20 protein-coding genes and 2 pseudogenes are annotated in these 24,146 nt (G+C 34.3%); 17 read left to right on the forward strand and 5 right to left on the reverse strand.

Annotated features, from left to right (window positions below; genetic code table 11):
• Nucleotides 1-23: 23 nt before the first annotated feature.
• The 3 genes and pseudogenes from gldD to mutY form a co-directional block, all read right to left on the reverse strand.
• Nucleotides 24-611: a gliding motility lipoprotein GldD gene (gene gldD / locus GKR88_16620; GenBank protein QMU66763.1), complete on the reverse strand. Its 588-nt coding sequence runs from the start codon at nt 609-611 to the stop codon at nt 24-26.
• Nucleotides 612-699: 88 nt separating this feature from the next.
• Complete coding sequence (gene gldE / locus GKR88_16625) at nt 700-1,977, reverse strand: gliding motility-associated protein GldE (GenBank protein ID QMU65738.1); 1,278 nt, start codon at nt 1,975-1,977, stop codon at nt 700-702.
• Between the two features lie 256 nt (nt 1,978-2,233).
• Nucleotides 2,234-3,279 (reverse strand): annotated as a pseudogene (gene mutY, locus GKR88_16630) (A/G-specific adenine glycosylase).
• 170 nt (nt 3,280-3,449) lie between these two features.
• Here mutY and GKR88_16635 point away from each other — a divergent pair.
• The 3 genes from GKR88_16635 to GKR88_16645 all read left to right on the forward strand — a co-directional run bounded on the left by GKR88_16635 (nt 3,450) and on the right by GKR88_16645 (nt 5,739).
• The gene (locus GKR88_16635; GenBank protein QMU65739.1) at nt 3,450-3,740 is read left to right on the forward strand and encodes an integration host factor subunit beta; all 291 of its coding nucleotides are present in this window, start codon (nt 3,450-3,452) and stop codon (nt 3,738-3,740) included.
• A gap of 265 nt (nt 3,741-4,005) precedes the next feature.
• Complete coding sequence (locus GKR88_16640) at nt 4,006-5,535, forward strand: Rne/Rng family ribonuclease (GenBank protein QMU65740.1); 1,530 nt, start codon at nt 4,006-4,008, stop codon at nt 5,533-5,535.
• A gap of 60 nt (nt 5,536-5,595) precedes the next feature.
• A complete protein-coding gene (locus GKR88_16645; protein QMU65741.1) occupies nt 5,596-5,739 on the forward strand; it encodes a hypothetical protein in 144 nt (47 codons plus the stop codon).
• A 22-nt stretch (nt 5,740-5,761) separates the two neighbouring features.
• Here the strand turns inward: GKR88_16645 and GKR88_16650 are convergent, their stop codons facing one another.
• Complete coding sequence (locus GKR88_16650) at nt 5,762-6,655, reverse strand: IS1595 family transposase (protein QMU65742.1); 894 nt, start codon at nt 6,653-6,655, stop codon at nt 5,762-5,764.
• A gap of 669 nt (nt 6,656-7,324) precedes the next feature.
• On the opposite strand from GKR88_16650, the gene GKR88_16655 reads away from it, so the two are divergent.
• Nucleotides 7,325-8,020: an intradiol ring-cleavage dioxygenase gene (locus GKR88_16655; GenBank protein ID QMU65743.1), complete on the forward strand. Its 696-nt coding sequence runs from the start codon at nt 7,325-7,327 to the stop codon at nt 8,018-8,020.
• Between the two features lie 248 nt (nt 8,021-8,268).
• Here the strand turns inward: GKR88_16655 and GKR88_16660 are convergent, their stop codons facing one another.
• Nucleotides 8,269-8,958 carry a cyclic nucleotide-binding domain-containing protein gene (locus GKR88_16660; protein QMU66764.1) on the reverse strand — a complete coding sequence of 230 codons (690 nt, stop codon included), beginning with the start codon at nt 8,956-8,958 and terminating at the stop codon, nt 8,269-8,271.
• Nucleotides 8,959-9,066: 108 nt separating this feature from the next.
• On the opposite strand from GKR88_16660, the gene GKR88_16665 reads away from it, so the two are divergent.
• From GKR88_16665 to GKR88_16725, 13 genes and pseudogenes are all read left to right on the forward strand, one after another.
• Nucleotides 9,067-11,451, forward strand: coding sequence for an HAD-IC family P-type ATPase (locus tag GKR88_16665; GenBank protein QMU65744.1), 2,385 nt, complete (start codon nt 9,067-9,069; stop codon nt 11,449-11,451).
• Nucleotides 11,452-11,632: 181 nt separating this feature from the next.
• Entirely contained in the window at nt 11,633-11,815 is a 183-nt protein-coding gene (gene ccoS, locus GKR88_16670; protein QMU65745.1) for a cbb3-type cytochrome oxidase assembly protein CcoS, read from the forward strand.
• Nucleotides 11,816-11,826: 11 nt separating this feature from the next.
• Nucleotides 11,827-13,140 (forward strand): annotated as a pseudogene (gene ccoN, locus GKR88_16675) (cytochrome-c oxidase, cbb3-type subunit I).
• A 287-nt stretch (nt 13,141-13,427) separates the two neighbouring features.
• The gene (locus GKR88_16680) at nt 13,428-14,423 is read left to right on the forward strand and encodes a transposase (protein QMU65746.1); all 996 of its coding nucleotides are present in this window, start codon (nt 13,428-13,430) and stop codon (nt 14,421-14,423) included.
• Nucleotides 14,424-14,505: 82 nt separating this feature from the next.
• On the forward strand, nt 14,506-15,351 hold the full coding sequence (ccoO, locus tag GKR88_16685) for a cytochrome-c oxidase, cbb3-type subunit II (protein QMU66765.1): 846 nt from the start codon (nt 14,506-14,508) through the stop codon (nt 15,349-15,351).
• A 187-nt stretch (nt 15,352-15,538) separates the two neighbouring features.
• Nucleotides 15,539-16,405 (forward strand): c-type cytochrome, encoded by an 867-nt coding sequence (locus tag GKR88_16690; GenBank protein ID QMU65747.1) that lies wholly within the window; start codon nt 15,539-15,541, stop codon nt 16,403-16,405.
• A gap of 32 nt (nt 16,406-16,437) precedes the next feature.
• Nucleotides 16,438-17,859 (forward strand): cytochrome c oxidase accessory protein CcoG, encoded by a 1,422-nt coding sequence (ccoG, locus tag GKR88_16695; protein ID QMU65748.1) that lies wholly within the window; start codon nt 16,438-16,440, stop codon nt 17,857-17,859.
• Nucleotides 17,860-17,982: 123 nt separating this feature from the next.
• The gene (locus tag GKR88_16700; GenBank protein QMU65749.1) at nt 17,983-18,429 is read left to right on the forward strand and encodes a cytochrome C oxidase Cbb3; all 447 of its coding nucleotides are present in this window, start codon (nt 17,983-17,985) and stop codon (nt 18,427-18,429) included.
• Entirely contained in the window at nt 18,429-19,130 is a 702-nt protein-coding gene (locus GKR88_16705; protein ID QMU65750.1) for a sulfite exporter TauE/SafE family protein, read from the forward strand. The genes GKR88_16700 and GKR88_16705 overlap by 1 nt, the downstream gene beginning before the upstream one ends.
• 502 nt (nt 19,131-19,632) lie before the next feature.
• The gene (locus GKR88_16710; protein QMU65751.1) at nt 19,633-21,816 is read left to right on the forward strand and encodes a T9SS type A sorting domain-containing protein; all 2,184 of its coding nucleotides are present in this window, start codon (nt 19,633-19,635) and stop codon (nt 21,814-21,816) included.
• Nucleotides 21,813-22,034, forward strand: coding sequence for a hypothetical protein (locus tag GKR88_16715; GenBank protein ID QMU65752.1), 222 nt, complete (start codon nt 21,813-21,815; stop codon nt 22,032-22,034). Before GKR88_16710 ends, GKR88_16715 begins: the two co-directional genes overlap by 4 nt.
• A gap of 1 nt (nt 22,035) precedes the next feature.
• Entirely contained in the window at nt 22,036-22,449 is a 414-nt protein-coding gene (locus tag GKR88_16720) for a hypothetical protein (GenBank protein QMU65753.1), read from the forward strand.
• A 1,260-nt stretch (nt 22,450-23,709) separates the two neighbouring features.
• Entirely contained in the window at nt 23,710-24,132 is a 423-nt protein-coding gene (locus GKR88_16725; protein QMU65754.1) for a hypothetical protein, read from the forward strand.
• Nucleotides 24,133-24,146 lie beyond the last annotated feature (14 nt).

A 24,146-nucleotide genomic window follows, 5' to 3' on the forward strand; every position in this document is an offset into this window, starting at 1 on the left:
TAAAAGTTTAAATAATTAATTTATTAATTAAGTATAAAAGTAGGTTTTTTTCTATTCCACCCCAAAGATTCTATCAGTTTAATTATGTCTTTTTTAATATAAGCTGCTGCCGGTAATACGGAATCGTAGTTGGGCTTTGCATAGAAATACAATGCTCCTTTTAAGAAATTTTTAGTACTGTCCGTTACATGAAATTGAATTTGAGATGCCGCATTACCAGTTATTTCATGTAAGCTACCATATACTTTTTTTTCTTCGTTTATAAAATCTTTAGGAATAATCTGCTCTGCTTTTAGCGTATGTTTATAGACTAGCTTTTCAGATTCAATCAATAGCTCTTTTAAGTTATCTTTTACAGGCCTGTATGTTATATCTATGGAAGCTTTTAGTTTCGGATACATAATTTTAAGCCAATGATTCTCTTCATCTTTAATAACAGCTTTATCAGAAACTAAAAATACATAGGGTCTTTTTACAGCTAGTTTTTTATACACTGCTTTTGCATACGTTAAACTCAAGTATGCTTTAGGTTTGGGCAGTACATCATTTTTGCAGGCAAAAAATATTGATGAAAAAAGGAATATGATTGTTTTAACTTTTAATGTTTTCAAAAAAACAACACCGGTTCCCCAATGTTTTAAAAGAGCTGAGTACACTTTAAACTTGGAACTTTCATACGTTAAATCTGAAACTTTCAAACTATACAACTTTTCTTTCTGCTTTTATTTGAATAATTCGTTTCCTATCTGAAACCTCTATAGTAAACGTATAATTGTTGAAGTTTATTTTGTCTCCTTTGCGGGGAAATTTTCCCGATATTTCCAAAATAAAACCAGCCAATGTTTCCGATTCTCCTTTTTCTTCCTCAAAAATAGCTTCATCTCCTTCAAAAACCTTGCAAAAATCTTTAATACTTATTTTTCCTTCAAAAACATACGTATGGTTATTTATTTTAGAATAAGACAAATCATCCGTATCAAATTCATCATTAATATCGCCGACAATTTCCTCAATAACATCTTCAAGAGTAACAATTCCGCTTGTTCCTCCATACTCGTCAACTACAATTGCTAAGTGGTTTTTCTTTTCTTGAAATTCACTCAGCAAGTCATCCAGTTTTTTGTTTTCCGGAACAAAGAAAGGCTTTCGTAACAACTTTTGCCATTTAAATTGTTTTTTATTCAAGTGAGCTAATAAATCTTTTGCATATAAAACGCCAACAATAGTATCTATATTTTCGTGGTAAACAGGGTTTCTTGAATAGCCGTTTTTAAGGATCTTTTTCACCACATCTTCATAAGGTTCATCATCGGATAATGCAAAAATATCTATCCTCGGTTTCATGATCTGTACCGTCTCCGTACTTCCAAAGTTTACGATTCCTTGTAATATTTTCTGCTCATCTTTTGTCGTAGATTCGTCTGAGGTCAGCTCCAGAGCTTGCGATAGTGTTTCCACTGAAAAATAATTGCTTTTATAGCCGAATCTTTTTTCGATAATTTGAGTAAAATGAATAAGAGGATAGCTAAATGGAGTAAATATAATATTTAAAAAACGGATAGGTTTATGCATCAAATTAGAGAAAAATAGCGCTTTTCGAGAGGCATATATTTTTGGTAAAACTTCCCCGAAAAGTAAAATCAAAAACGTAATAAGTACGACTTCTATTAAAAACCGAATATGAATTTTTAATAAATATAAATCTAAATAATAATTTAAATCCTTAAAAACAACTTCCCCGATTGAGGCAAATAAAAATACAATAAGAATATTGATAAAATTATTGGTTATTAAAATGGTCGCTAGTAATTTTCTGGGCTTTTCAAGGAGTAGGACAATACCATTTTCTCCTTTGGATTTTTCAGATAATATATCCAAATCTGTTTGTGAGAGTGTAAAAAAAGACACTTCACTTCCGGAGATTAACGCAGAGCACGCCAAAAGAATAGTAAGAGCGAGTAAACTAACAACGAGCATATTATTTATACCGGAAAAAAACAGAAAAATACATATAGACTCTGGTGCCAAATTTTAAGAATTCGTTAAACTAAAACAGAAGGTATTTTTCCATACAGCTATAATTCTTTGCTCCGTAATACTACTATGCAATACAAAAAATCCTTCATACGGAAACAAAACCATCAATTTTTGTTTCAATTCAAAAAGTGTAAACGAACTCATTAACTGTTTCGGCTATCATACAAAAATTAGATACTCAAATATACTAAAAAAATCAATCTCTCCCGGATGAAAATGATTTGATGAAATTTGATATTAGCTTAGGTACGGGAAATACTTCTATTGAATTCCAGGAAATAGTTGAATGTCTCATTTCAGGAGTCTCAATGATCCAAAAACGAGTGTATAAATGCTGATGAGAGAGCTTGTGAATAATTTCTTTTTCATTAAACAATGTTATTGATGATGTGGTTGGGAATAATTTTGAGAATTCTTCGGATTGGCAAATATATTTTTCACCTACTGTTTTTTTTGATTCTACAAGCGGGAATTGATATAGTCCCTGCCAAATTCCTTTTCCTTTTCTTTCCTTTAAAATGGTTTTTCCATCATCAGTAACAGTAACTAAATAATTAAAATATCTTTTTTTGACTTTTAACTTTTTCTCTTTAACCGGTAATTTGTGTATGCTTTTTTTTGAAGTGCCAAACAGCTTGAGGAAAACGGACAGGTTTCGCAAAGCGGATTTTGAGGTTTGCAATGTAAAGCTCCAAATTCCATGATGGCTTGATTGTATACTCCGGGTTGGTTTTTATCAATTAACTCTTGGGCTAACCCTTTAAATTTTTTTACGCCTTCAGGTGAATTGATGGGAATATCAATATTAAAATATCTGGCCAACACTCTGTACACATTTCCGTCTACAACAGCATGAGGTTCATTGAAACATATAGAGGAAATTGCCGAAGCAGTATAGTCTCCTACTCCTTTTAGTTTCAAAATCTCTTTATATGTATTAGGAAAATGTCCATCCAAATCATGCACAATTTGTTTTGCGGCAAAGTGCAAATTCCTGGCACGAGAATAATAACCGAGCCCTTGCCACAGTTTTAGAACAGTTGCTTCCGATGCTTTTGCAAGATGAAAGATAGTAGGAAAAGAATGTACAAATTTTACATAATATGGCATTCCCTGAGCTACCCTGGTTTGTTGTAGAATAATTTCCGATAACCAAATAAAGTACGGGTTTTTTGTTTTACGCCACGGGAGATCTCTGTCGTTCTGTAAGTACCAGTGAATTACTGTTTTAGAAAAAATCATGATCACTTTTAAGGACTACAATATTACATTAAACTGTTCATTATTGTTTGATTAAAATTAAAATGTGTTTTTTGTACTGGTAATTTATCCCCGATACTTTTTTCGAAATAGATTAATTATCATATATTTGCCTCCGCATTTTTGAAAATAAATAACTAAAAACAAGAAATATGACGAAAGCGGATATTGTATCGAAAATCTCTGATAAATCGGGTATTGAAAAAACAGATGTATTAACCATTGTAGAAGCATTTATGACCGAGGTAAAAGATGCATTGGAAAATGGAGAGAATGTTTATTTAAGAGGCTTTGGTAGTTTTATTATTAAAACCAGAGCAGAAAAAACAGGAAGAAATATCTCTAAAAATACAACTATTAAAATTCCTGCACACAACATACCGGCTTTTAAACCATCAAAAACGTTTACTGAAGGGGTAAAAAACAAGGTAACAGTAAAGTAAAAAAACAATAATCAAGGCCATAAAGACCTTAACATAAACGAATAATTATGCCAAGTGGTAAAAAAAGAAAGAGAGCAAAAATCTCTACACACAAGCGCAAAAAAAGAGCTAGAGCAAACAGGCATAAGAAAAAGTAAGATCATTTTTCTCTTAACATTTAGTTTAGACGTTCATTGACATTGAGGTTGTTAGACCTCGCACGGTATAGTACCTGACAATATTAAACCATCTGCACAGTTCTGTGTAGTATAAAAACCATTTCAGTATGAAAATAACGTTAATCATTCGATCTAATTCATCTGATATTGATTTTGCCCTGCTAAAAGATGGAAAACTTATTGCATTAAATAGAGAAACAACCGATAACAAATTTTCAGTTGGGGATATTTTTTTAGCCAAAATAGGAAAAGTGTTAACGGGCTTAAATGCTACTTTTGTAAATGTAGGTCATCCGAAAGACGGATTCTTACATTATCATGATTTAGGCGCGCAAGTTCAATCTTTAAATGCATTCATTAAAAAAGTAAGCACAGGTAAGTATAAAGAATTCACTTTAAAAAATTTCCGTTTTGAAAAAGATATTGATAAAGACGGTGGTATTAATGATGTACTAAAATCAGGCCAGAATTTACTAGTACAAATTGTAAAAGAACCAATATCTACCAAAGGGCCGAGAATAAGTTCGGAGCTTTCAATCGCGGGTAGATATTTGGTATTAGTACCTTTTTCCAATAGAATATCAGTATCTCAAAAAATTGAAAATACTAATGAAAAAGAACGCTTAAAAAGATTAGCAAAAAGCATTAAACCCAAGGGGTTTGGTGTTATTTTAAGAACGGTTGCCGAAGGCAAAAAAGTAGCAGAATTGGATAAAGACCTACAGAACTCTTTAGAACGTTGGAAAATGATGTGTAGAAGAATCCCTAATACAAATACGCCAACAAAAATATTGAGTGAATTAAACAGAGCATCTTCGATTTTGAGAGATGTAATGAATGAATCTTTTACAAGTATAATCACCAATGATAAAGACCTTAACCTGGAAATTAAACAGTATTTAAGGGAAATTTATCCGGAAAAAGAAAAGATTGTAAAACTTCATAAGTCTGCCATTCCTATTTTTGAAAGATATGGGATAGAACGCCAAATAAAAACATCTTTTGGTAAAACGGTTTCTATGAGCAAAGGCGCCTATTTGGTAATAGAACATACGGAAGCTTTGCATGTTATCGATGTAAATAGCGGAAATCGATCCAATAAAATAGGATCTCAGGAAGAAACAGCTTTGGAAGTAAATTTAATTGCTGCAACCGAAATTGCACGACAATTGCAATTACGCGACATGGGAGGAATTATTGTAATTGATTTTATAGACATGCATAAAGCTGAAAATAGAAGTAAGTTGTATCTTCATTTAAAAGAGCAAATGTCTTTTGATAGAACAAAACACAAAATATTACCTCCAAGTAGATTTGGTTTAGTACAAATTACACGTCAACGAGTAAGGCCTGAGTTGAGTATAAAAACAACTGAACCTAATCCGAACAAAAACGGAGAAGTTGAAGCACCCATCGTTTTAATTGATAAAATTGAAACGGAGATGAAAAAAATCATCTCTAATCCTAAAAATAAAAAGGTAGTGTTAAATACACATCCTTTCATTGCTTCTTACTTAACCAAAGGGATTTTATCTATCCGGTTCGGCTGGTATTTAAAATACAAAAAGTGGATTACTATTGTGCCCAGAGATGCTTACACATATTTGCATTATAAATTTAAAATAAACCGCAAATAGGGCAATACGCATATATCAAAAAAACCCGCTTCTTACTAAAGATACGGGTTTTTTTATTTAATGAACTCATTTAAACTTTTTGGATGTAAGCGAAAATTAGAAGTTTTTAGGGCTGTTGAAGGATTTTTTGAGTTGCATAGCAGCGCTACGGAAGGAAAAAAAGACAAAAACAGAGCGGAAAACAGTAATTTTTCAGCAAATTGAAAAAGTTTATAGAGATCAGTAGTTAGTTACATATAATTTCACTTTGATAAATTTTATCACTCATGACCATTTTAGTTATTAAGTTATTGAATATTGTGTTTTTGTTTTGCGAGCGATTAATTCTAAAACAAAACTCATTAAAGTATCGGTTTAGATTAAACTCACTTACCCAAGAATAAGTTGTCCTAATCCATGATTTTATTTGATGAATCATCGTATGTAAGGCTTTAAAGTTTAATCCTTTGTCGCTATCAATCTGGGTAATGTTATAGGCTTTTGCAATAGGCCTGTAGCCTTTCCATTTGTGAGTGATTACTTGAGCCTTTCTATCAATATGCTTAATGAACATATATTGCAACGATTGTGCAGAAAAATCTTTGATGTTTAAAGCATACATACGCTTTACTTTGCCCTGGTCTGTGAACTCAACAGCAGTAATAGCCTTCTTTTTCTTAGCATCATAACTACGACCTATCTTGTTTTGCTCATAACCACCCAACACAAATTCATCAACCTGTACATGACCATCCATAGGGTTATTTTCACTAGAAGCCATAGCTTCTCTTACTTTAAGCATAAACAATCGTGCTGTCTTTTCTGTAATACCATAGCGTACACCCATTTGTGTAGCTGATAAACTCTTGGTGGTAGTTGCCATTTCAAAACAGATAAAAAAGGCTTTTCGTACACCAAATCGCACTCTGTGAAAAATGGTGTTAGCCGTTGGGCTTTCTGTATCACCACATTTATTGCATGTTCTTGAAAAGTTCTTACGTACTTGGTAACTGGTATTACCACATTTACGACATACATAACCCTCTTTCCACTTGATTTGACCTAGATATGCTTTGCAATCTACATCTGTTTTAAAGCGTTCAGCGAACTCTAAAAGGTTTTGACCCTTGAAAATTTCCATAAAATCCCTATTTTTATTGACATACAAGTTATGAAATTATCTACTGACCTCTAAAAGTTTAAATGAGTTCAATACCAAAATGAATACTGAAGTGGTCTAAAGATTGTGTGAGGAAAATTTTAAAGTTCGAGTTAAAAAACACAGGCATAACCTTAGCTACGCCGAGTATTTTTAGTGATGAAATTTGAAATTTTCATAGCGAGATTGGACTATTTTAGTATTCATTTTGGTATAATACCTATCTCTTGATATTTTGATTTTTTAATCACTTCTTCCAAACTATATATACTAAATACTAAAAACATACGTTGTTAATGCCATAATGAGTTTTTTACCTGCTATTTTCTTTTTGCTATAAGAGGAAGAAGTAGTATGAGGGAGTTTTATTAATATTTTAATTGACTTAGGCGTTTTATAACTATAAATAAAAATAGTAAATTCAATGGATTAAGTCCAGGTACTATAGAGCAAAGATTTAAAGCCTATCCTTATTTGAATTTCAAGATCGTTTTAAGGCCTCAGAAGATTGTTTAATTTATCTTTCCGAGCTTAAGTGGAAAGATGGTTTTGTATGTAAAAATGGTAATGGCGAATCCTTGTCCTATCAAAAATATTAGTGGTTAAATGCCTAAACCAATATTTTAATTACCAACTAAAACCAATAAAAAAATGGATAGAAAAAAATTTTTAAAAAAAGGTGTATTGGGAATAGGTAGTATCATTGCTATTCCATCTGTTATTTCATCTTGTAATAGTGACAACAATAATATAGGTGATAATAATACGGGTGTTGTTGACCCTAATTGTTCCGTATCTCCTGCGGAAACAGCAGGGCCATTCCCCATTAGGACACCGGCACAACTAATACGTGAAAACATTGTCGGCAACCGCAGTGGAGTAGCCCTGATGATCACACTGAATATCCAAAATACAAATGCCAACTGTAGTCCGATACAAGGGGCATTAGTAGATATATGGCATTGTGATGCAAAAGGCAACTATTCAGAATACGACGGGCAGATAGAAGGCGATTTTACCAGTGAAAATTTTCTCCGGGGAAGGCAAACAACAGATGCTAACGGAAATGCAACATTTGTAAGTATTTTTCCGGGGTGGTATCCGGGTCGTACACCTCATCTTCATGTAGAAATAAAACGTAGCAACGGAACTTCTCTGCTGATTACCCAAGTTTCCTGGTCGGAAGCCATTTCCAATACGGTATATGCCTCTCCAAACTATAACGGAAATGCGGATACCAATAACTCAAACGACGGAATTGTATCCGATGCTAATCTTGCGGATAGTCTTGTTGGAAATGTAACGGACGGATATGTCTTGATGAAAAATATAAAGGTTGCAGGTTGATCATTTTGAGTAATAGAAATTTTACCACAAGTTATTATAACTGGCTGCCACCCTGCTACTAATATACTTTTTAGAAATTTGAGACCTTTGCAAAATAGTGATATATTCTGTATTGAAATTGATTTGGCTTCAAATTTCTTCCTTCTCGAAAATTTTAAATCCTCAAAACCAACAGGTTATTCCGGTTTAAAATTTTCTTCGGGTGTCGAACTTTTTTGCCAAATCAATTTTGCAAAGGTCTCATTTATTTAAACCCCGTCAGCAATTCGTTGAAGCGATTTGGAATCCAAAATATAAATCTGTTTTCCTTTGAGGTCAATTAATTTTTCTTTTTTGAAGGCGGATAACAACCGAATTGTAGATTCCGTGGCGGTTCCGACAATACTGGCAATATCTTCGCGGGAAAGCTGAATATTTAAAGGCTCGTTGTCAGTTGTTTTGAAATTTTCCTGCAAATGCAGTAAAGCTTCAGCCAGTCGTTGCTTCACATTTTTTTGTGCCATGTCTACCACCATATTATCAGCTTCTTTAAGAGACAATGCCAGGCTCTTGAGAACACTCATAGTAAACTGGTTGTTCTTTTTCAAATATTTAACAATCTCTTCTTTAGGAATAAAGCATACCTCCATATCATTAATAGCTGTGGCTTTTAGATTTGAAGCCTCTTCGCTAATCAGACTACGTTCACCTATCAGATCTCCTTTTTTAATCAGTTTAACAACTTGATCTCTCCCGTTTGTACTCATTTTAGTTACTTTACAAACACCCTCTTTGATACAAAAAATTCCATTGATATATTGGCCTTCCTCAAAAAGCACATCTCCTTTTTTAACAAATTGAGATGTTTTACAGGTAGAAATACGAATCAACTCATCCTTAGATAGTTTCCCCAATGAGTTGAGTTGACGGATAATACATTGTTCACATCTGTTGCTCATAGCCTGTTCAAACTGGCAATCCAAATTAGTAAAAAAAGCTGACAATTATCATGTTTTTTGATGAAAGAATGCTCGAATTTTGCCATAGGCAAAGAGCAAATAATATTTATGAAATCACAACCTTGTTTTCATTGTGGTACGCTGTGTGATGATAAGCTTATACAGATAGAAAACAAACCGTTTTGCTGCATGGGTTGCAAAACGGTTTACGAATTACTGTCAGAAAATAACATGGCTTGTTATTACGATTTTGAAAACAATCCCGGAGCCATACCCTCAGAGTTCAAAGGAAAATTTGATTATTTGTCAAATGAGAGTATTGTTTCTAAACTGATTGAATTTGAAGACGATTCTTTTCAAATTGTCAATTTATACATTCCGCATATCCATTGCAGCTCCTGTATTTGGGTTTTGGAAAATCTACAACGATTAGATAAGGGAGTTATTTCCTCTCAAGTGAATTTCCCTAAAAAAACAGTTAGGGTGCATTACGATAATCAACGGACTTCTCTGAAAGATCTGGTTATTTTACTCAGTGCTATCGGGTATGAACCCTACATCAGCTTGGAAGATACCGTACAAAAGAAAAATACTGTTAATAGAACTATTTATTATAAACTGGGAGTTGCAGGGTTTGCATTTGGTAACATTATGTTCTTATCTTTTCCGGAATATTTTGAGGTTTCGGAGTATTGGCTGGAAAAGTACAAATATGTGTTTCGGTGGTTGATGTTATTGTTTTCGCTTCCCGTTGTGTTTTATGCGGCAAGCGACTATTTTGTTTCCGCATACAAAGGGCTGCGGTCAAAATTGTTGAATATTGATATTCCTATTGCTTTGGGAATTTCAGTGCTCTTTGTACGAAGTTCGGCAGAAGTAATCTTTGATTTGGGAACGGGCTTTTTTGACAGCTTGACAGGGTTGGTATTTTTTTTGCTTTTAGGTAAATTTTTTCAGCAAAAAACGTATAGCTTTTTATCTTTTGAGCGCGATTATACCTCTTATTTTCCTGTTGCCGTAACCAGGATGAGGGACAGGAAAGAAGAAAATATCGAAATCTACGATATTGAGAAAGGAGATAGATTGCTGATCAGAAATCAAGAACTTATTCCCGTAGATGGAATATTAATAAGCGCTGCTACACAGATTGATTATAGTTTTGTTACAGGCGAATCCAAACCTGTAATTAAAAAATCGGGGGACAACATCTTTGCCGGAGGAAAACAACTGGAAAAAGCCATTGAAATGGAAGTACTTACATCAGTATCTCAAAGCTACTTGACACAACTTTGGACAAATGACGTTTTTAATAAAGATAAAATCTCAACATTTCAATCACTAACAGATAGTGTTAGCAAATACTTTACAATTACAGTAATAGGCATTGCTCTCATAGCAACTATATACTGGTTATATTTTGATACCGGCAAAGCACTGTCCGTTTTTACTGCAGTACTCATCATTGCTTGCCCTTGTGCCATTGCTTTGGCTGCACCATTTACATTAGGGAATCTATTGCGCATTTTTGGTAAGCATAAACTCTATTTAAAAAATACGGAAGTCATAGAAAAACTGGCAAAAATTAACAGTGTTTTTTTTGATAAAACCGGAACAATTACCAGCAATAGTGAAAGTGACATTATTTACGAAGGGGAAGAACTAACCGATAGGCAAGTTTCTGCTTTGGGCACATTACTGAGAAATTCGAATCATCCGCTAAGTCGTAAAATTTACCATCAGATACGAGAGCCCGAACCACTGACTTTGAAACACTATCAGGAGTTCGCGGGAAAAGGAGTTCAAGCTTGTGTTGAAAGAGATTTTATCAAAGCAGGATCCGCATCATTTGTCCGGGCTGTAGAAGCTCAACACCATTACGATACGGCTGTGCACTTGAGTTTTAATGGCCATTATAAAGGGAAGTATGTTTTAAAAAATACGTACAGAAAAGGCGTTAAAAAGGTATTTATCTCATTAGAACCAAATTATGAATTATCGATTCTTTCGGGAGATAACTCAGGAGAAAAACAATATCTCCAATCAATATTACCGGAGAAAACTACGTTGTATTTCAACCAAAAACCAGAACAGAAATTAGCTTTGATTCAAAAAAATCAACATAAAAACCTGAAAGTCATGATGATTGGGGATGGATTAAATGACTCTGGAGCCCTTGCTCAAAGTGATGTGGGAATTGCTATTTCAGAAGATATCAATGTATTCTCCCCTGCTTGTGACGGAATACTATCAGCAGAAAATTTTGAAAAAATACCTTTATTCTTACAACTGGCTCAGCATTCCATCAAGATTATCAGGCTGGCATTTTTAGTATCGTTAATTTATAATTTGATAGGATTGTACTTTGCTGTCACCGGACAATTATCACCGGTTATTGCTGCAATTTTAATGCCTTTGAGTTCTATTAGCATTGTTGTTTTTACAACCTTAGCAACAAATTTCACCAGCAGGAAATTAACCCGGATGATGTATTAGAGAATCTATTACAGCTTAAAATCGCTTCAAAACAGATCGCTTCACTACATTTTTGAAATGAAGCTATAAACATTGTCCTTCAAAAAAGTCCCCGGATGTCAAAAAAAAATCAAAACATGATAAATGTCATTTTTTAGAATCTGATCCCGAGGTAATTTTACCTTGATTTTATCAGGCACTTATGAGCGTAATTTACCTACTTCTTGCACTAAGTATATTAGTTGCTTTAATATTTTTTGTAGCATTTATCCTATCGGTAAAGAGTGGTCAATATGACGATTCGTATACGCCTTCTGTCAGAATATTGTTTGACGATGAAATCGTAGAAGAAAGTAAGGAAAATTCATCAACTAACAACGTTTAAACGATTTAATTATGGAAGTACAACAATTTTATTACGATAACAAGATCGTAAAAAAATTCATCTATGCAACCATGCTCTGGGGAACTGTTGGATTTACCGTTGGGTTATTGCTTGCATTTATGTTTTTGTTTCCTAACATTACAGACGGTATCGCTTGGTTGAGTTTTGGCCGTATCAGGCCTTTACATACCAACGCAGTGATATTTGCATTTGTTGGGAATGCCATCTTTGCGGGGGTTTACTACTCGTTGCAACGGCTTTTAAAAACAAGAATGGCGAGTGATGTTCTTAGTAATTTCAATTTCTGGGGTTGGCAGCTAATTATTGTCGCTGCAGCCATTACACTACCATTAGGGTTCACAACATCTAAAGAATATGCTGAATTGGAGTGGCCTATTGATATTGCCATTGCATTGGTTTGGGTAGCCTTTGGAGTAAATATGATCTGGACTATCTTAAAGCGAAGGCAAAGACATTTATATGTAGCAATTTGGTTTTACTTAGGAACCTTTGTTACTGTCGCAGTACTTCATATATTCAATAGTCTGGAATTGCCTGTAGGGTTTTTAAAGAGCTATTCAGTATATGCAGGAGTTCAAGATGCTTTGGTTCAGTGGTGGTATGGACACAATGCCGTGGCTTTTTTCCTGACCACACCTTTTTTGGGACTGATGTATTATTTTGTTCCCAAAGCTGCTAACAGACCTGTATACTCATACCGATTATCCATTGTACATTTTTGGTCACTCATTTTCATTTACATTTGGGCAGGGCCACATCATTTATTGTATTCGGCTTTACCCGATTGGGCTCAGAATCTAGGAGTTGCTTTTTCAGTGATGTTGATTGCTCCATCTTGGGGAGGTATGATCAATGGGTTATTAACGTTGCGCGGAGCATGGGATAAAGTAAGAACGGATCCGGTTCTAAAATTTATGGTTGTGGCAATTACCGGGTATGGGATGGCTACTTTTGAAGGCCCCATGTTGTCTTTAAAAAATGTCAATGCTATTGCACACTTTAGCGATTGGGTAATCGCCCATGTACACGTTGGGGCTTTGGCCTGGAATGGGTTCCTGACTTTCGGAATGTTATATTGGCTGATTCCGAGAATGTTTAAAACACAATTGTTCTCAAGAGCCCTTGCAAACTTCCACTTTTGGATCGGAACATTGGGTATTGTGATGTATGCCTTACCCATGTATGTGGCCGGATTTGTACAGGCTTCTATGTGGAAACAATTCAATCCGGATGGAACTTTAACATATGGAAACTTTTTAGAAACGGTCAATGAGATTATCCCGATGTACTGGATGAGAGCCATTCTTTAGATTAGCAAATAGAAATAATTACTTAAAATAAAAACATAATAGTTATGATGAAATTTCTTTTTTTGCTTCTTTTTTTCTTTGTTAATAACTCTTATTTTGTTGATAACCAAAAACACAAAAGAACGGAGTGAACTTTAGCGGCCAGCTAGCTTTTTAGAGCCATCCCCCGTATTAGTCTCCGTTCTTTTTAAAAGTTACTTAGAACCATATAGAATTTCAGTTTCTGCCCTTATTAAAGGTCTTAGTTTAAGTAACTATTATTAATATCTAATTACAAAATTATGAAAACAAATGAAATTATCGGAATCGATGTCAGTAAATTATTAATTGATGTTTGTATCTATTCTAAACAAATTGTTCAACAGTTTGAGAACAGTAAATCTGGATTTAAATTAATGCTAAAGTGGAGTTTTAAAAATTCGTCTTTCTCTAAAGAAGAAACCATGTTTGTATTTGAACATACAGGAATGTACTCTCATTTATTATCTGTGTCTTTAACTGAACAAAAATTATCTTTTTTCATAGCTTCTGGTTTAGAAATTAAAAGATCTATTGGTATTGCTCGTGGAAAGGATGACCAAATTGATGCCAAACGCATTGCTCTATATGGGTATCGATTAAAAGAAGAACTTAAACCCAGTAAGCTACCTAAAAGAAGTATATTACAACTAAAAAGTCTCTTATCTTTAAGGACAAAACTTAACAAACAAAGAGCTGGTTTTAAAGTTACTTTGAAAGAACAAAAAAGAATTTATAAAGCAAAAGAGTATAAAATAATCTTTGACGTTCAACAAAAAATGATTGCAGAACTAACCAAACAAATACACAAGATTAATACTCAAATGCAAGCTATTATTGACCAAAATATAATGTTAAAAGAAACCTATAAACTTGTTACTAGTGTTAAAGGTATAGGAATGCAAACTGCTATAATGATGATTGTGTTTACTGACAATTTTTCAAAATTTGAAAACTGGAGAAAGTTTGCCTCTTATTGTGGTGTTGCTCCTTTTCCTTACCAATCTGGAACTAGTATTAAAGGACGTACAAAAGTCTCTCATTTGGCTAATAAAAAATTGAAAGCAATTATTAATATGTGCGCTATTTCTGCTATACAACATAACCCAGAAATGAAATTATACTATCATAAAAGAATAAAACAAGGCAAAAGTAAAATGAGTACCGTTAACATTATTAGAAACAAATTAATAGCAAGAGTGTTTGCCGTTGTCAAACGACAAACACCCTATGTAGATACTTTTAAATTTGCTGCATAAATTAGTAAAAATAATATCTCAACTTTTACTTGTTTTTATCATAGAATACGGGGGGAGCTTGTTTATTATAGGGTCATTGGTAATGCTTTACAATGTAATCATGACGGTTCGTTCAGGATCAAAAGTTACAGATGAATTGGCAGAAGCACCGGCATTAAAGAAAGTGCCTAAGAAAAGACAAAAAAAGGAAGGATATCATACCTGGTTGGAAAGAAAGCCGGTAAAGTTGACCATCTATGCAACTATTGCTATTCTCATTGGAGGAATTGTACAAATTGTTCCAACCCTATTAGTAGATTCTAATATCCCGACTATCACCAGTGTAAAACCTTATACTCCCTTAGAATTGGAAGGCAGAGATCTCTATATCAGAGAAGGGTGTGTGAGTTGCCATTCACAAATGATCAGGCCATTTAGAAGTGAGGTTGAGCGTTATGGCGAATATTCCAAAGCGGGAGAATATGTATACGATCATCCTTTCCTGTGGGGAAGTAAACGAACGGGCCCCGATCTTTTTAGAATCGGAGGGAAATATCCGGATAGTTGGCACTTCAATCATATGTACGATCCGCAGAGTACATCGCCGGGGTCTATTATGCCGGCTTATCAATGGTTGATCCGAGATAAGCATGACCGATCTCATATTGAAGATAAAATGAAAGCCATGGTAGCTCTTGGAGTTCCATATACGGAAGAAGATATTGCCAATGCTCAAAAGCATATGGCAGAACAATCTCAAAAGATAGTAGCGAATTTATATGAAGATCCGGATATCACGAGTTCTTTTGAACAAGAGAAAGCAGATTTGGGAGGTGATTATATACCGTTGAAAGAACGTGAAATTGTGTCGTTGATTGCTTATTTACAACGATTAGGAACTGATATCAAACTCATAAATACAGAAGATAGCCTAAGTATAAAAAAATAATACCATGTTGAAATTTGTAAAAAATCATTTAGAGACTATTGTTGGAATTGAAGTGTATCCTTTGATATCGCTACTTATCTTTTTTACCTTTTTTGCCGCTCTTTTTTGGTGGGTATTCACAGCGAAGAAAGAGCATATCAAAAAGATGAGCAGCATGCCGTTAGACGAACAGATAAAATTATAACCCATGAAAAAATATTTTCAATCAATAGCATACACTCTGTGTTTATTTGCGGCTTTGTATGCATTATATATAGCCTTAGCATCTTATGAAAATCCATTCGATATTTATGAAAACCCTCTGGTATGGATCATTATCATAGCAATTGTTGTGATGATCATTATGAAGGAGATCCTCAACGTGGTTACATTGGAAAAAGTAGAGCAACTGGAACTCGAAAAACAAGGAATCAGCTCGGTAGCTACCGATAAATATATGTGGCTTAAAACATTATTGAAAAGGTGGGCTAAAACCAAATCTATCGAAGAGGAGGAGGAAATCATCTTAGATCACAATTACGATGGAATTAAGGAATTAGATAATTCACTTCCGCCATGGTGGCTGTACTTGTTCTATGTTACCATTCTATTTGGGGTAGTTTACCTGGCAAAATACCATATTTTTGGCGGAGATAGCCAAGCTACCGAATATAGAAAAGAAGTAGCGGACGCAATGAGAAAGCTAGACCAACATAAAGGTAACACCAAAGAAAAAATCGTAGATGCCTCCACAGCGCAATATTTAACAGATGAAGCATCTCTAAAGAGAGGAAAAGCCATTTTCAATCTCAACTGTGCCAGTTGTCATGCAAAAGACGGAGGTGGAGGCATTGGCCCTAACCTTACCGATAAGTATTGGATCCTTGGCGGAAATATGGAAAGCATATTCACCACCATCAATGACGGGGGAAGATCAGGAAAAGGAATGGTAGCCTGGAAGACCACATTGAAATCTGTTGATATTGAAAAAGTGGCCGGTTATGTACTGTCACTCCAGGGAACCTATCCGCAAAAGCCGAAAGATCCTCAGGGCGAACTTTGGGATGAAGAATAAAGCAGCGTGTTAAGTTAGTTTTAATAGTTGTAATGGAAACACCCGGGAACGAACAATTTAGAGATAATATTGGAACTATCAATGAAGAAGGAAAGCGATCTTGGGTGTATCCTAAAAAACCCGGTGGAAAGTTTTATACCTATAGAAAATGGGTAAGTTATTTTTTACTGACTTTCTTATTCTTGGCACCATTTATAAAAGTAAACGGGAATCAGTTTTTGCTATTCAACGTTTTGGAAAGAAGATTCAATATTTTCGGATTTCCGTTCTGGCCGCAAGATTTCCATTTATTCGTGATATCCATGATCATAGGAGTTGTTTTTGTGACCCTTTTTACCGTAGTTTTCGGGCGAATCTTTTGTGGTTGGGTGTGTCCGCAGACTATTTTTATGGAAATGGTTTTCCGTAGAATTGAATACTGGATAGAAGGCGACAGAGGAAAACAAATTCGGTTGGATAAACAACCCTGGAATACTAATAAGATTAGGAAAAGAGTACTGAAATGGAGTATTTTTTTTATCATTTCTTTTTTGATAGCGAATATTTTTTTGGCCTATTTGATAGGAAGCGACAGGTTAATAGACTATGTATTTTCTTCTCCGTTTGATCATGTAAGTACATTAATTTCACTGTTGATTTTTACCGGGGTTTTCTATTTTGTATTTATATGGTTCCGTGAGCAAGTATGTATCATAGCTTGCCCATACGGAAGATTACAAGGCGTCCTCTTAGACAATCAATCTGTAGTAGTTGCTTACGATTATAAACGCGGTGAAAAAGAAAAGGGAAGAGCCAAATTCAAGAAAAATGAAGACAGGGCAGCCAGCGGAAAAGGGGATTGTATTGATTGCCAGCTATGTGTACATGTTTGCCCGACAGGAATTGATATCAGAAATGGAACACAACTGGAATGTGTAAACTGTACAGCTTGTATTGATGAGTGTGACCACATAATGAAAAAAGTTGGTTTGCCAACCGGGCTCATCCGTTATGCGAGTACTGATAATATTGAGAAAAAATCACCTTTTAGATTTACTGCCAGGATGAAAGGCTATACAGCAGTTCTGGGAATTTTAATTGCTGTTTTAGTAGGAATGTTGTCTTTAAGAAATGATGTGGAAGCTACTATTTTAAGATTACCCGGTCAGTTATATGAAAAGAAAGGACATGATAGCATCAGTAATGTGTATACCTATAAAGTGATTAACAAAACAACTGAGAATATTAAAAATGTAACGTATAAATTATTATCACATGAAGGAACCATCAAACTAGTGTCAAGAGAAACATTTCTAATCCCAAAGCAGGGATTGGCAGAGGGAACTTTGTTTATTGAGATTCCAAAAAAAGAATTAAATAAAAATAAGATACGGTTGCGAATTGGAGTCTACAGTGGATATAAGTTAATAGAAACGGTAACGACAAATTTTCTAGGCCCCAGGAATTATAGATGATTAATGTAACAATGGGGCAATGTAATGATTTGAAGGTTTGAAAATATACGATGTTTGTAATCTTTGATTTTTAAATGCTTCAATCTTTAAATTTTTAAAATCATTCAATAAAAAATAAATACCATGAAAATCAATTGGGGAAAAGGCATTGTAATTGCTATCATCTTTTTTGTAGGATTTATCATGTATTTTGTGATAACGATGACTACGAATACTAAATTTAATTATGATTTGGTAACTGAGAAATATTACGAAAAAGAGTTGACTTATCAGCAAAAGATCGATGCAAGTAAAAATATTCAAGCACTTGAAGGGAAAATTTCTCTGGAAAAAATAGCGGATGGCTTACTTATCAAATTTCCAAGAGATTTTCAAGATAAAGTTTTGGAAGGAAAAGTGTTCCTATACAGGCCATCTGACAAACAACTGGATTTTGAACTTCCGCTTTCAAAGATCCGGAATTATTTGCTCGTGCCTGACAAACGTTTGTTGGATGGCCGTTGGAACATTAGTATCGAATTTACGGATCAAAATAAAAATTACTTTTTTTCCGAAGAAATTATTTACTAATGATTTACACTGCACTACTTTTTGGATTGTTTGGAAGCTTTCATTGTTTAGGAATGTGCGGCCCTATTGCTTTTATGCTTCCCATTGACAGGCAGCAAAAAGGAAGAGCTATCTGGCAAACCGTTTTGTATCATTCGGGACGGATTTTTTCATATGCTTTGATCGGCGGCTTATTTGGATGGTTAGGTAAAGGGTTTTATTTTTTTGGTTTACAGCAACAGTTGTCTATTGCTGTTGGATTGATTATGATTTTACCTGTTATTAGCCCTGGGCTTTTTTTAAGATTTTCGGTAACCCGGCCTCTATTGCGATTTACAGGTAAGATAAAAAATGCTTTGGGGGCATCTTTGAAACAAAAAGAAAACACTGCGTTTTTTACTATTGGGTTTTTGAATGGTTTGTTGCCTTGCGGATTGGTCTATATAGCCATGATTGCGTCCTTGACTTCAACCACTATTTTAGAAGGAATCTCCTATATGACTTTATTTGGATTAGGTACTGTTCCTTTGATGAGTGCTGTGGTTATCCTGGGAAATCTTACTCATTATGTGAATCGGCGAAAGGTTCAAAAACTGATTCCTTTTGTTGTTTTCATTATTGGATTTGTCTTCATATTGAGAGGCCTGGGTTTGGGAATTCCATATATCTCTCCCAAGCCTATTCTTGTGGATGCTTTGGAGGTAACCCAAACTTGTCATTAATCCTTTAATTTTCGAATCCGTGAAGCGCTAGACCAGTATAAAATGTCATCATTTAAAGATTTAATTGACTCTGGAATCAAGAACCATAGCTTTCTTGATTCTTAATTCTAGTAGTGTAAGCGGTCTTGTTTTAAAATCTATCCACAAGTCTTATTTATGTTAAGTTATGTTGATTTAGCCCTTATGTTTGTAGAAGTAGCTGAAAGAAAATACCTGTGTATTTTTAAGTACCTTTAAGTCTTTAATATAATACCCGTCACGTGTATTTTAAAAGCACTTTCGATCCCATTTTTTTCAAAAAAATAAGCTCACTTTTTACACTTTTTCCGACTTTAAACTATATTACTTCAGCTTATATTCTCCGAGTCAGAATTGTATAATCGGAAGATAATTCTTACATTTAAAACCGTATTCCTAATAATTTTAACGGATATTATAGTATATTTATCCCTTGATAAAGGTTTCGCAATTATATAAATTACCTAAAAAAATTATATCCACGATGATACAAAAAATTATTTTTCTTTTTTTTGCATTACTTCTTAGTAAGAATAGTTATTCCCAGGTAGAAGCATCAGATTGGGTAAAAGGTTCTTACTCTAACGTGGAAGGGAAGAATTCAAAAGAAAAAATCATGGGCCAATTGCCAACAAACTATTCTGTTTGGAAAATATCTACTGAAGGATTTACAAATAGAATGCATAGTATTGAAAATCAGGAAATTACGTTACCTACCCCCGATGGAAAATTTGAACAATTTATAATCTCTCCGTCTCAAGTAATATCAGATGAAGTAACGCACCTATATACAATTAAAACGTTTACGGGTTACAAAAAAGATAATCCGGGCACTCTCATTTCTTGTGACATAAGTGAAACAGGGTTTCATGCGGCCGTTTATAACAAAGATAATTCATTTTTTATAGAGCCTGTTTATAAAGAATCTTCGGAAACAGTGATCGCTTATTATAAAAAAGATTATATCACTGAAAAATTAAAATGTAATACAGAAACTGCACCCATAGAAGAAATGACAACAGAAATTCTTAACAGGCAAACACCTACTACTAAAATAACATACAGATTGGCTATTGCGGCAGCCGGAGAATATTCACAGCAATTCGGAGGCAGCCCATATAGTGCGACAAACGTATTAAATGCTTTAGCTTCCGGAGTTAATATGATCAACCCTGTTTTTTTAAGAGATTTGGGGGTTACATTTACACTAGTTAGTAATACTGCTTTAGTGTATCCGGATCCAAATACAGACCCATTTAACATAGGAGATGATGTCTCTGCGGCTCATACAGCCTGTACCAATGCCCTAGGCTCTTCAGGTTTTGATGTAGGTCATATGGTTATTTGGGCTAATACCGGTGGAGCGGCAGCTTTTGGAGTGGTCTGCAATGATGCTGCAAAGGGTCTCGGTTTTTCCGGGAATACTAATAGTACTACAACGTTATGGATAGATTATGTATCACATGAGATTGGCCACCAGTTCCGTTCGGAGCATAATTTTGTATCGCAAGAATGTAACCAATCTGCGTCTGGTTTTAGGTATGAGCCCGGGGAAGGATCTTCAATTATGTCGTATGCTAATGTTTGCGGAGGAGCTGCTCAATATGCACCAGGCTCCGATCCGTTTTTCCACTACGCCTCTATCGATCAAATGCAGGCTTTTTTAAATACCATATCTTGCGGAACCATGGATAGTTCGGGAAATACTGCTTCCCCTACCGCTAATGCCAACGCTGATATTACGGTACCTAAACAAACACCGTTTATCTTGGTAGGTACGGGAACTGATGCAAATGATCCTTCCGGTAATTTAACCTACGGATGGCAACAATACGACGGTTCCGGTACTGAAGTTACCGGTTCCCCCAATTGTAACGCTACCAATGCACCTATGTTTCGGTACCGTCCGCCAACAAGTAATAATTATCGTAGTTTTCCACAGTACGGCGATATATTGGCCGGGAATAATGACCGGCAATGGGAAAGACTGCCTTGTGTAGCAAGAACCATGAATTTTTCATTAGCTGTAAGAGATAACAATAGCTCTTTTGGGAGAATTGGGGAAGACAGGGCCGTAGTTATGGTGGCTGATACAGGTCCATTTAATGTAACGAGTCCGAATGGTGGGGAAACGTTAACAGGTAATGCTTCACACACTGTAACGTGGACTGTCAACGGAACGAATGCGCATTGCGGAAATGTAGATATCTTGGTTTCAACTGATGGCGGAAATACCTACTCGGTAGTGGCGAACGCAACTTCTAATGATGGTACAGAAAGTATAACCGTTCCAAATACGGCTTCAACTACGGCTCGTGTATTGGTTAGATGTGATGTTGCAGGAGGCTTTAGAGCTGCTTCTACATTTTATGATGTATCGAATGCTAACTTTACTATAAATACTGTTTTGGGTATTGATGATGTAGAAAGTTTAGGGGTTTCTGTATACCCTAATCCGGTGTCAAACGAAGTATTTATTAAATTAACAAATTCTGAAAATTATACTTATCAATTATTCGATGTTAGTGGCCGAAGTATTAAGAAAGGAGAATTCAATGATTCTATCTCTATTCAAACAAGTTATTTTCAGACAGGAATCTACTTCTTAGAATTAACTCTGGTAAATTCCGGTAAAAGAGTGGTTAAAAAACTTATCATACAAAATTGACTCTGAACTCATTTAAACTTTTTGGATTTAAGCGAACATTAGAAGTTTTTAGATATGTTGAAAGCTTTTTTGAGTTACATAGCAGCGCTACGGAAGGAAAAAAAGATAAAAACAGAGCTAAAAACAGCAATTTTTTAGCAAATTCAAAAAGTTTAAATGAGTTCTCTTATAAGTTTCAAACGCAGTATGATGTTCAGATTACAAAAACTTATTTTTAACATGACTCTAATAAGTTTTGTTATCATATTATATAACTGTTCATCAGTAAATACTAAAACATACGATTTTCAAGTTACGTATGCTAAAACAAAAGGTAGACTAAAAACAAAACCACATTATATAATAAGGCTAAAAGGCGATTCCGTTTCCTATAACGGAATCGCCAATATGTCGATTATTGGTGAAAGAAATTTCAAAATTTCAAAATCAGAGCTCAAGCAAATTAGAAAAGCTTTTGAGGAGAGTGATTTCTCAAGTTTTGATCAACTATACCAGGGTAATGTAAGGGATTTACCTATCACAAATATCACTTATAATGATTATGAAGTAAGATTTCAATCAAAACAAGCCCCGGAAAAATTAAAAGAATTGGCTCTTTTAATGGAAGAATTATTGCATCATTTGAGTCTATAGTGATAACTTACCGAAATCTTTTCTCTTGATTATATTGTGCCGTGACCAGAAAATTAAACTTCTCAATTTTTACAGTATTTCATCGCCGGTTTTTATCTGTTTTACCCGTCAACCAAACGTCAACTGTCCGTGGCAAGTTGCGATTTGTACTCTATACTATTTTTACAATTATGTCATATATGGTATTTGAAAAGATACTTTCTCATTTGACATATCTACCCAGAGAATCATACTACAAACCGTTTATTTATTTTGAATTTGTAAAACATTTCTTTTCCGGGAAGAACTTGCTTTTTTCTATCCCAGTAGTTGGGTTTCTTATATATTTTCGCAATGCTGTTCTTGTTTCCTGGAAAGAGTTTGAGAAAGGAAGTTTACTCAAATTTATCATTGTAATGATGTCTGGCTTACTCACTTGGTTTTATATTTCCTATGACTATAATTTATTTTTTAACCAGAGCCATTTTTTGGATCGGATTTTATTATTTGTATTATTGATTAGCATTTTCTGGAAACCCATTTTTGTATTTCTTTTCCTTACGGTTTTGCTGCCTGTTGTAAATCAATTTAAAATACTCGCGGGTTATTCAGGAGAGGCTATTGTTCACTTGCCTCTCAGTATTTTAATCCTTTTTAGTGTCTTTTTAATCTGTTTTTTTTTCACAAAAAAGTATCGGATTCATAATTTTATCTTTTTATCATGCTGTATAATCGCCGCTCATTATTTCCCTTCCGGATTGGGAAAATTAAATATGAACTGGATAGTACATGATAAACTGTATTATCTTTTATCGGCAACGTATACTAGTGGTTGGCTGGGGTTTTTAGAACCTGAAACAATTACCGTTATTTGTAAGTGGTTTCAACCTTTTAATCAAATTCTAAAAATTTTCACATTAATTATAGAAGTAGGTGCTATTTTCTTTTTTGCTCACAGGTGGTTTGCTCGTTTTTTATTATTAGGTTTTGTATGTGTTCATTTAGGAGCGGCATTTCTTACAGGAATATTTTTTTGGATATGGATGGTTATAGCCATTATGATGTTTATTTTTATCACGAAGAAGAACTTATTTTTTGAGGTTTTAATTTTTAGCAGATTTCATTTCCTGACTGGATTTTTTTTGATACTAACCTCAAGTTATTGGTGTAAACCTGCTAAATTGTCATGGTACGATTCCCATTACAATTATACATTCCGATTTGAAGCTGAATTGGAAAGCGGTAGAAAAGTTCAGTTGATGCCACGTTTTTTTGAACCTTATGATATTCAATTTACATCTACTTTTTTTAATTATTTACACCGGACACCCTTCACTGGATGCTTATTGGGGAGCTTCTAATTACAAGTTAGTATCTTCTTTAGAGAAATTATCTTCTATAGATGAAGTATTGGCTTATGAAAAACAATATGGGAGTTCAAGGTTTGATCCAAAGGCTAGCGAAAAATTACTAGGTTTCGTACGACAATATATTCAAAACTGGAATCAGCGTTTATCAAAAACGTCTGCTTTTAGTGTACTAAAATCACCACGCTTTTTTTTGACATATCCTAATCAAAAAAGTTTATATCCTAATGAGAAAATTAAAAAAATTACAATCGTTCAAGTAACTTCGATTTTTCAAAATAATACCTATCAGGAAATCAGAAAGAGAAACATAAAAGACTTTATCATTTATGAATAGTACTAAACAATCAT

The organism is Flavobacteriaceae bacterium, from assembly GCA_014075215.1.
Taxonomy (GTDB): Bacteria; Bacteroidota; Bacteroidia; order Flavobacteriales; family Flavobacteriaceae; genus Polaribacter.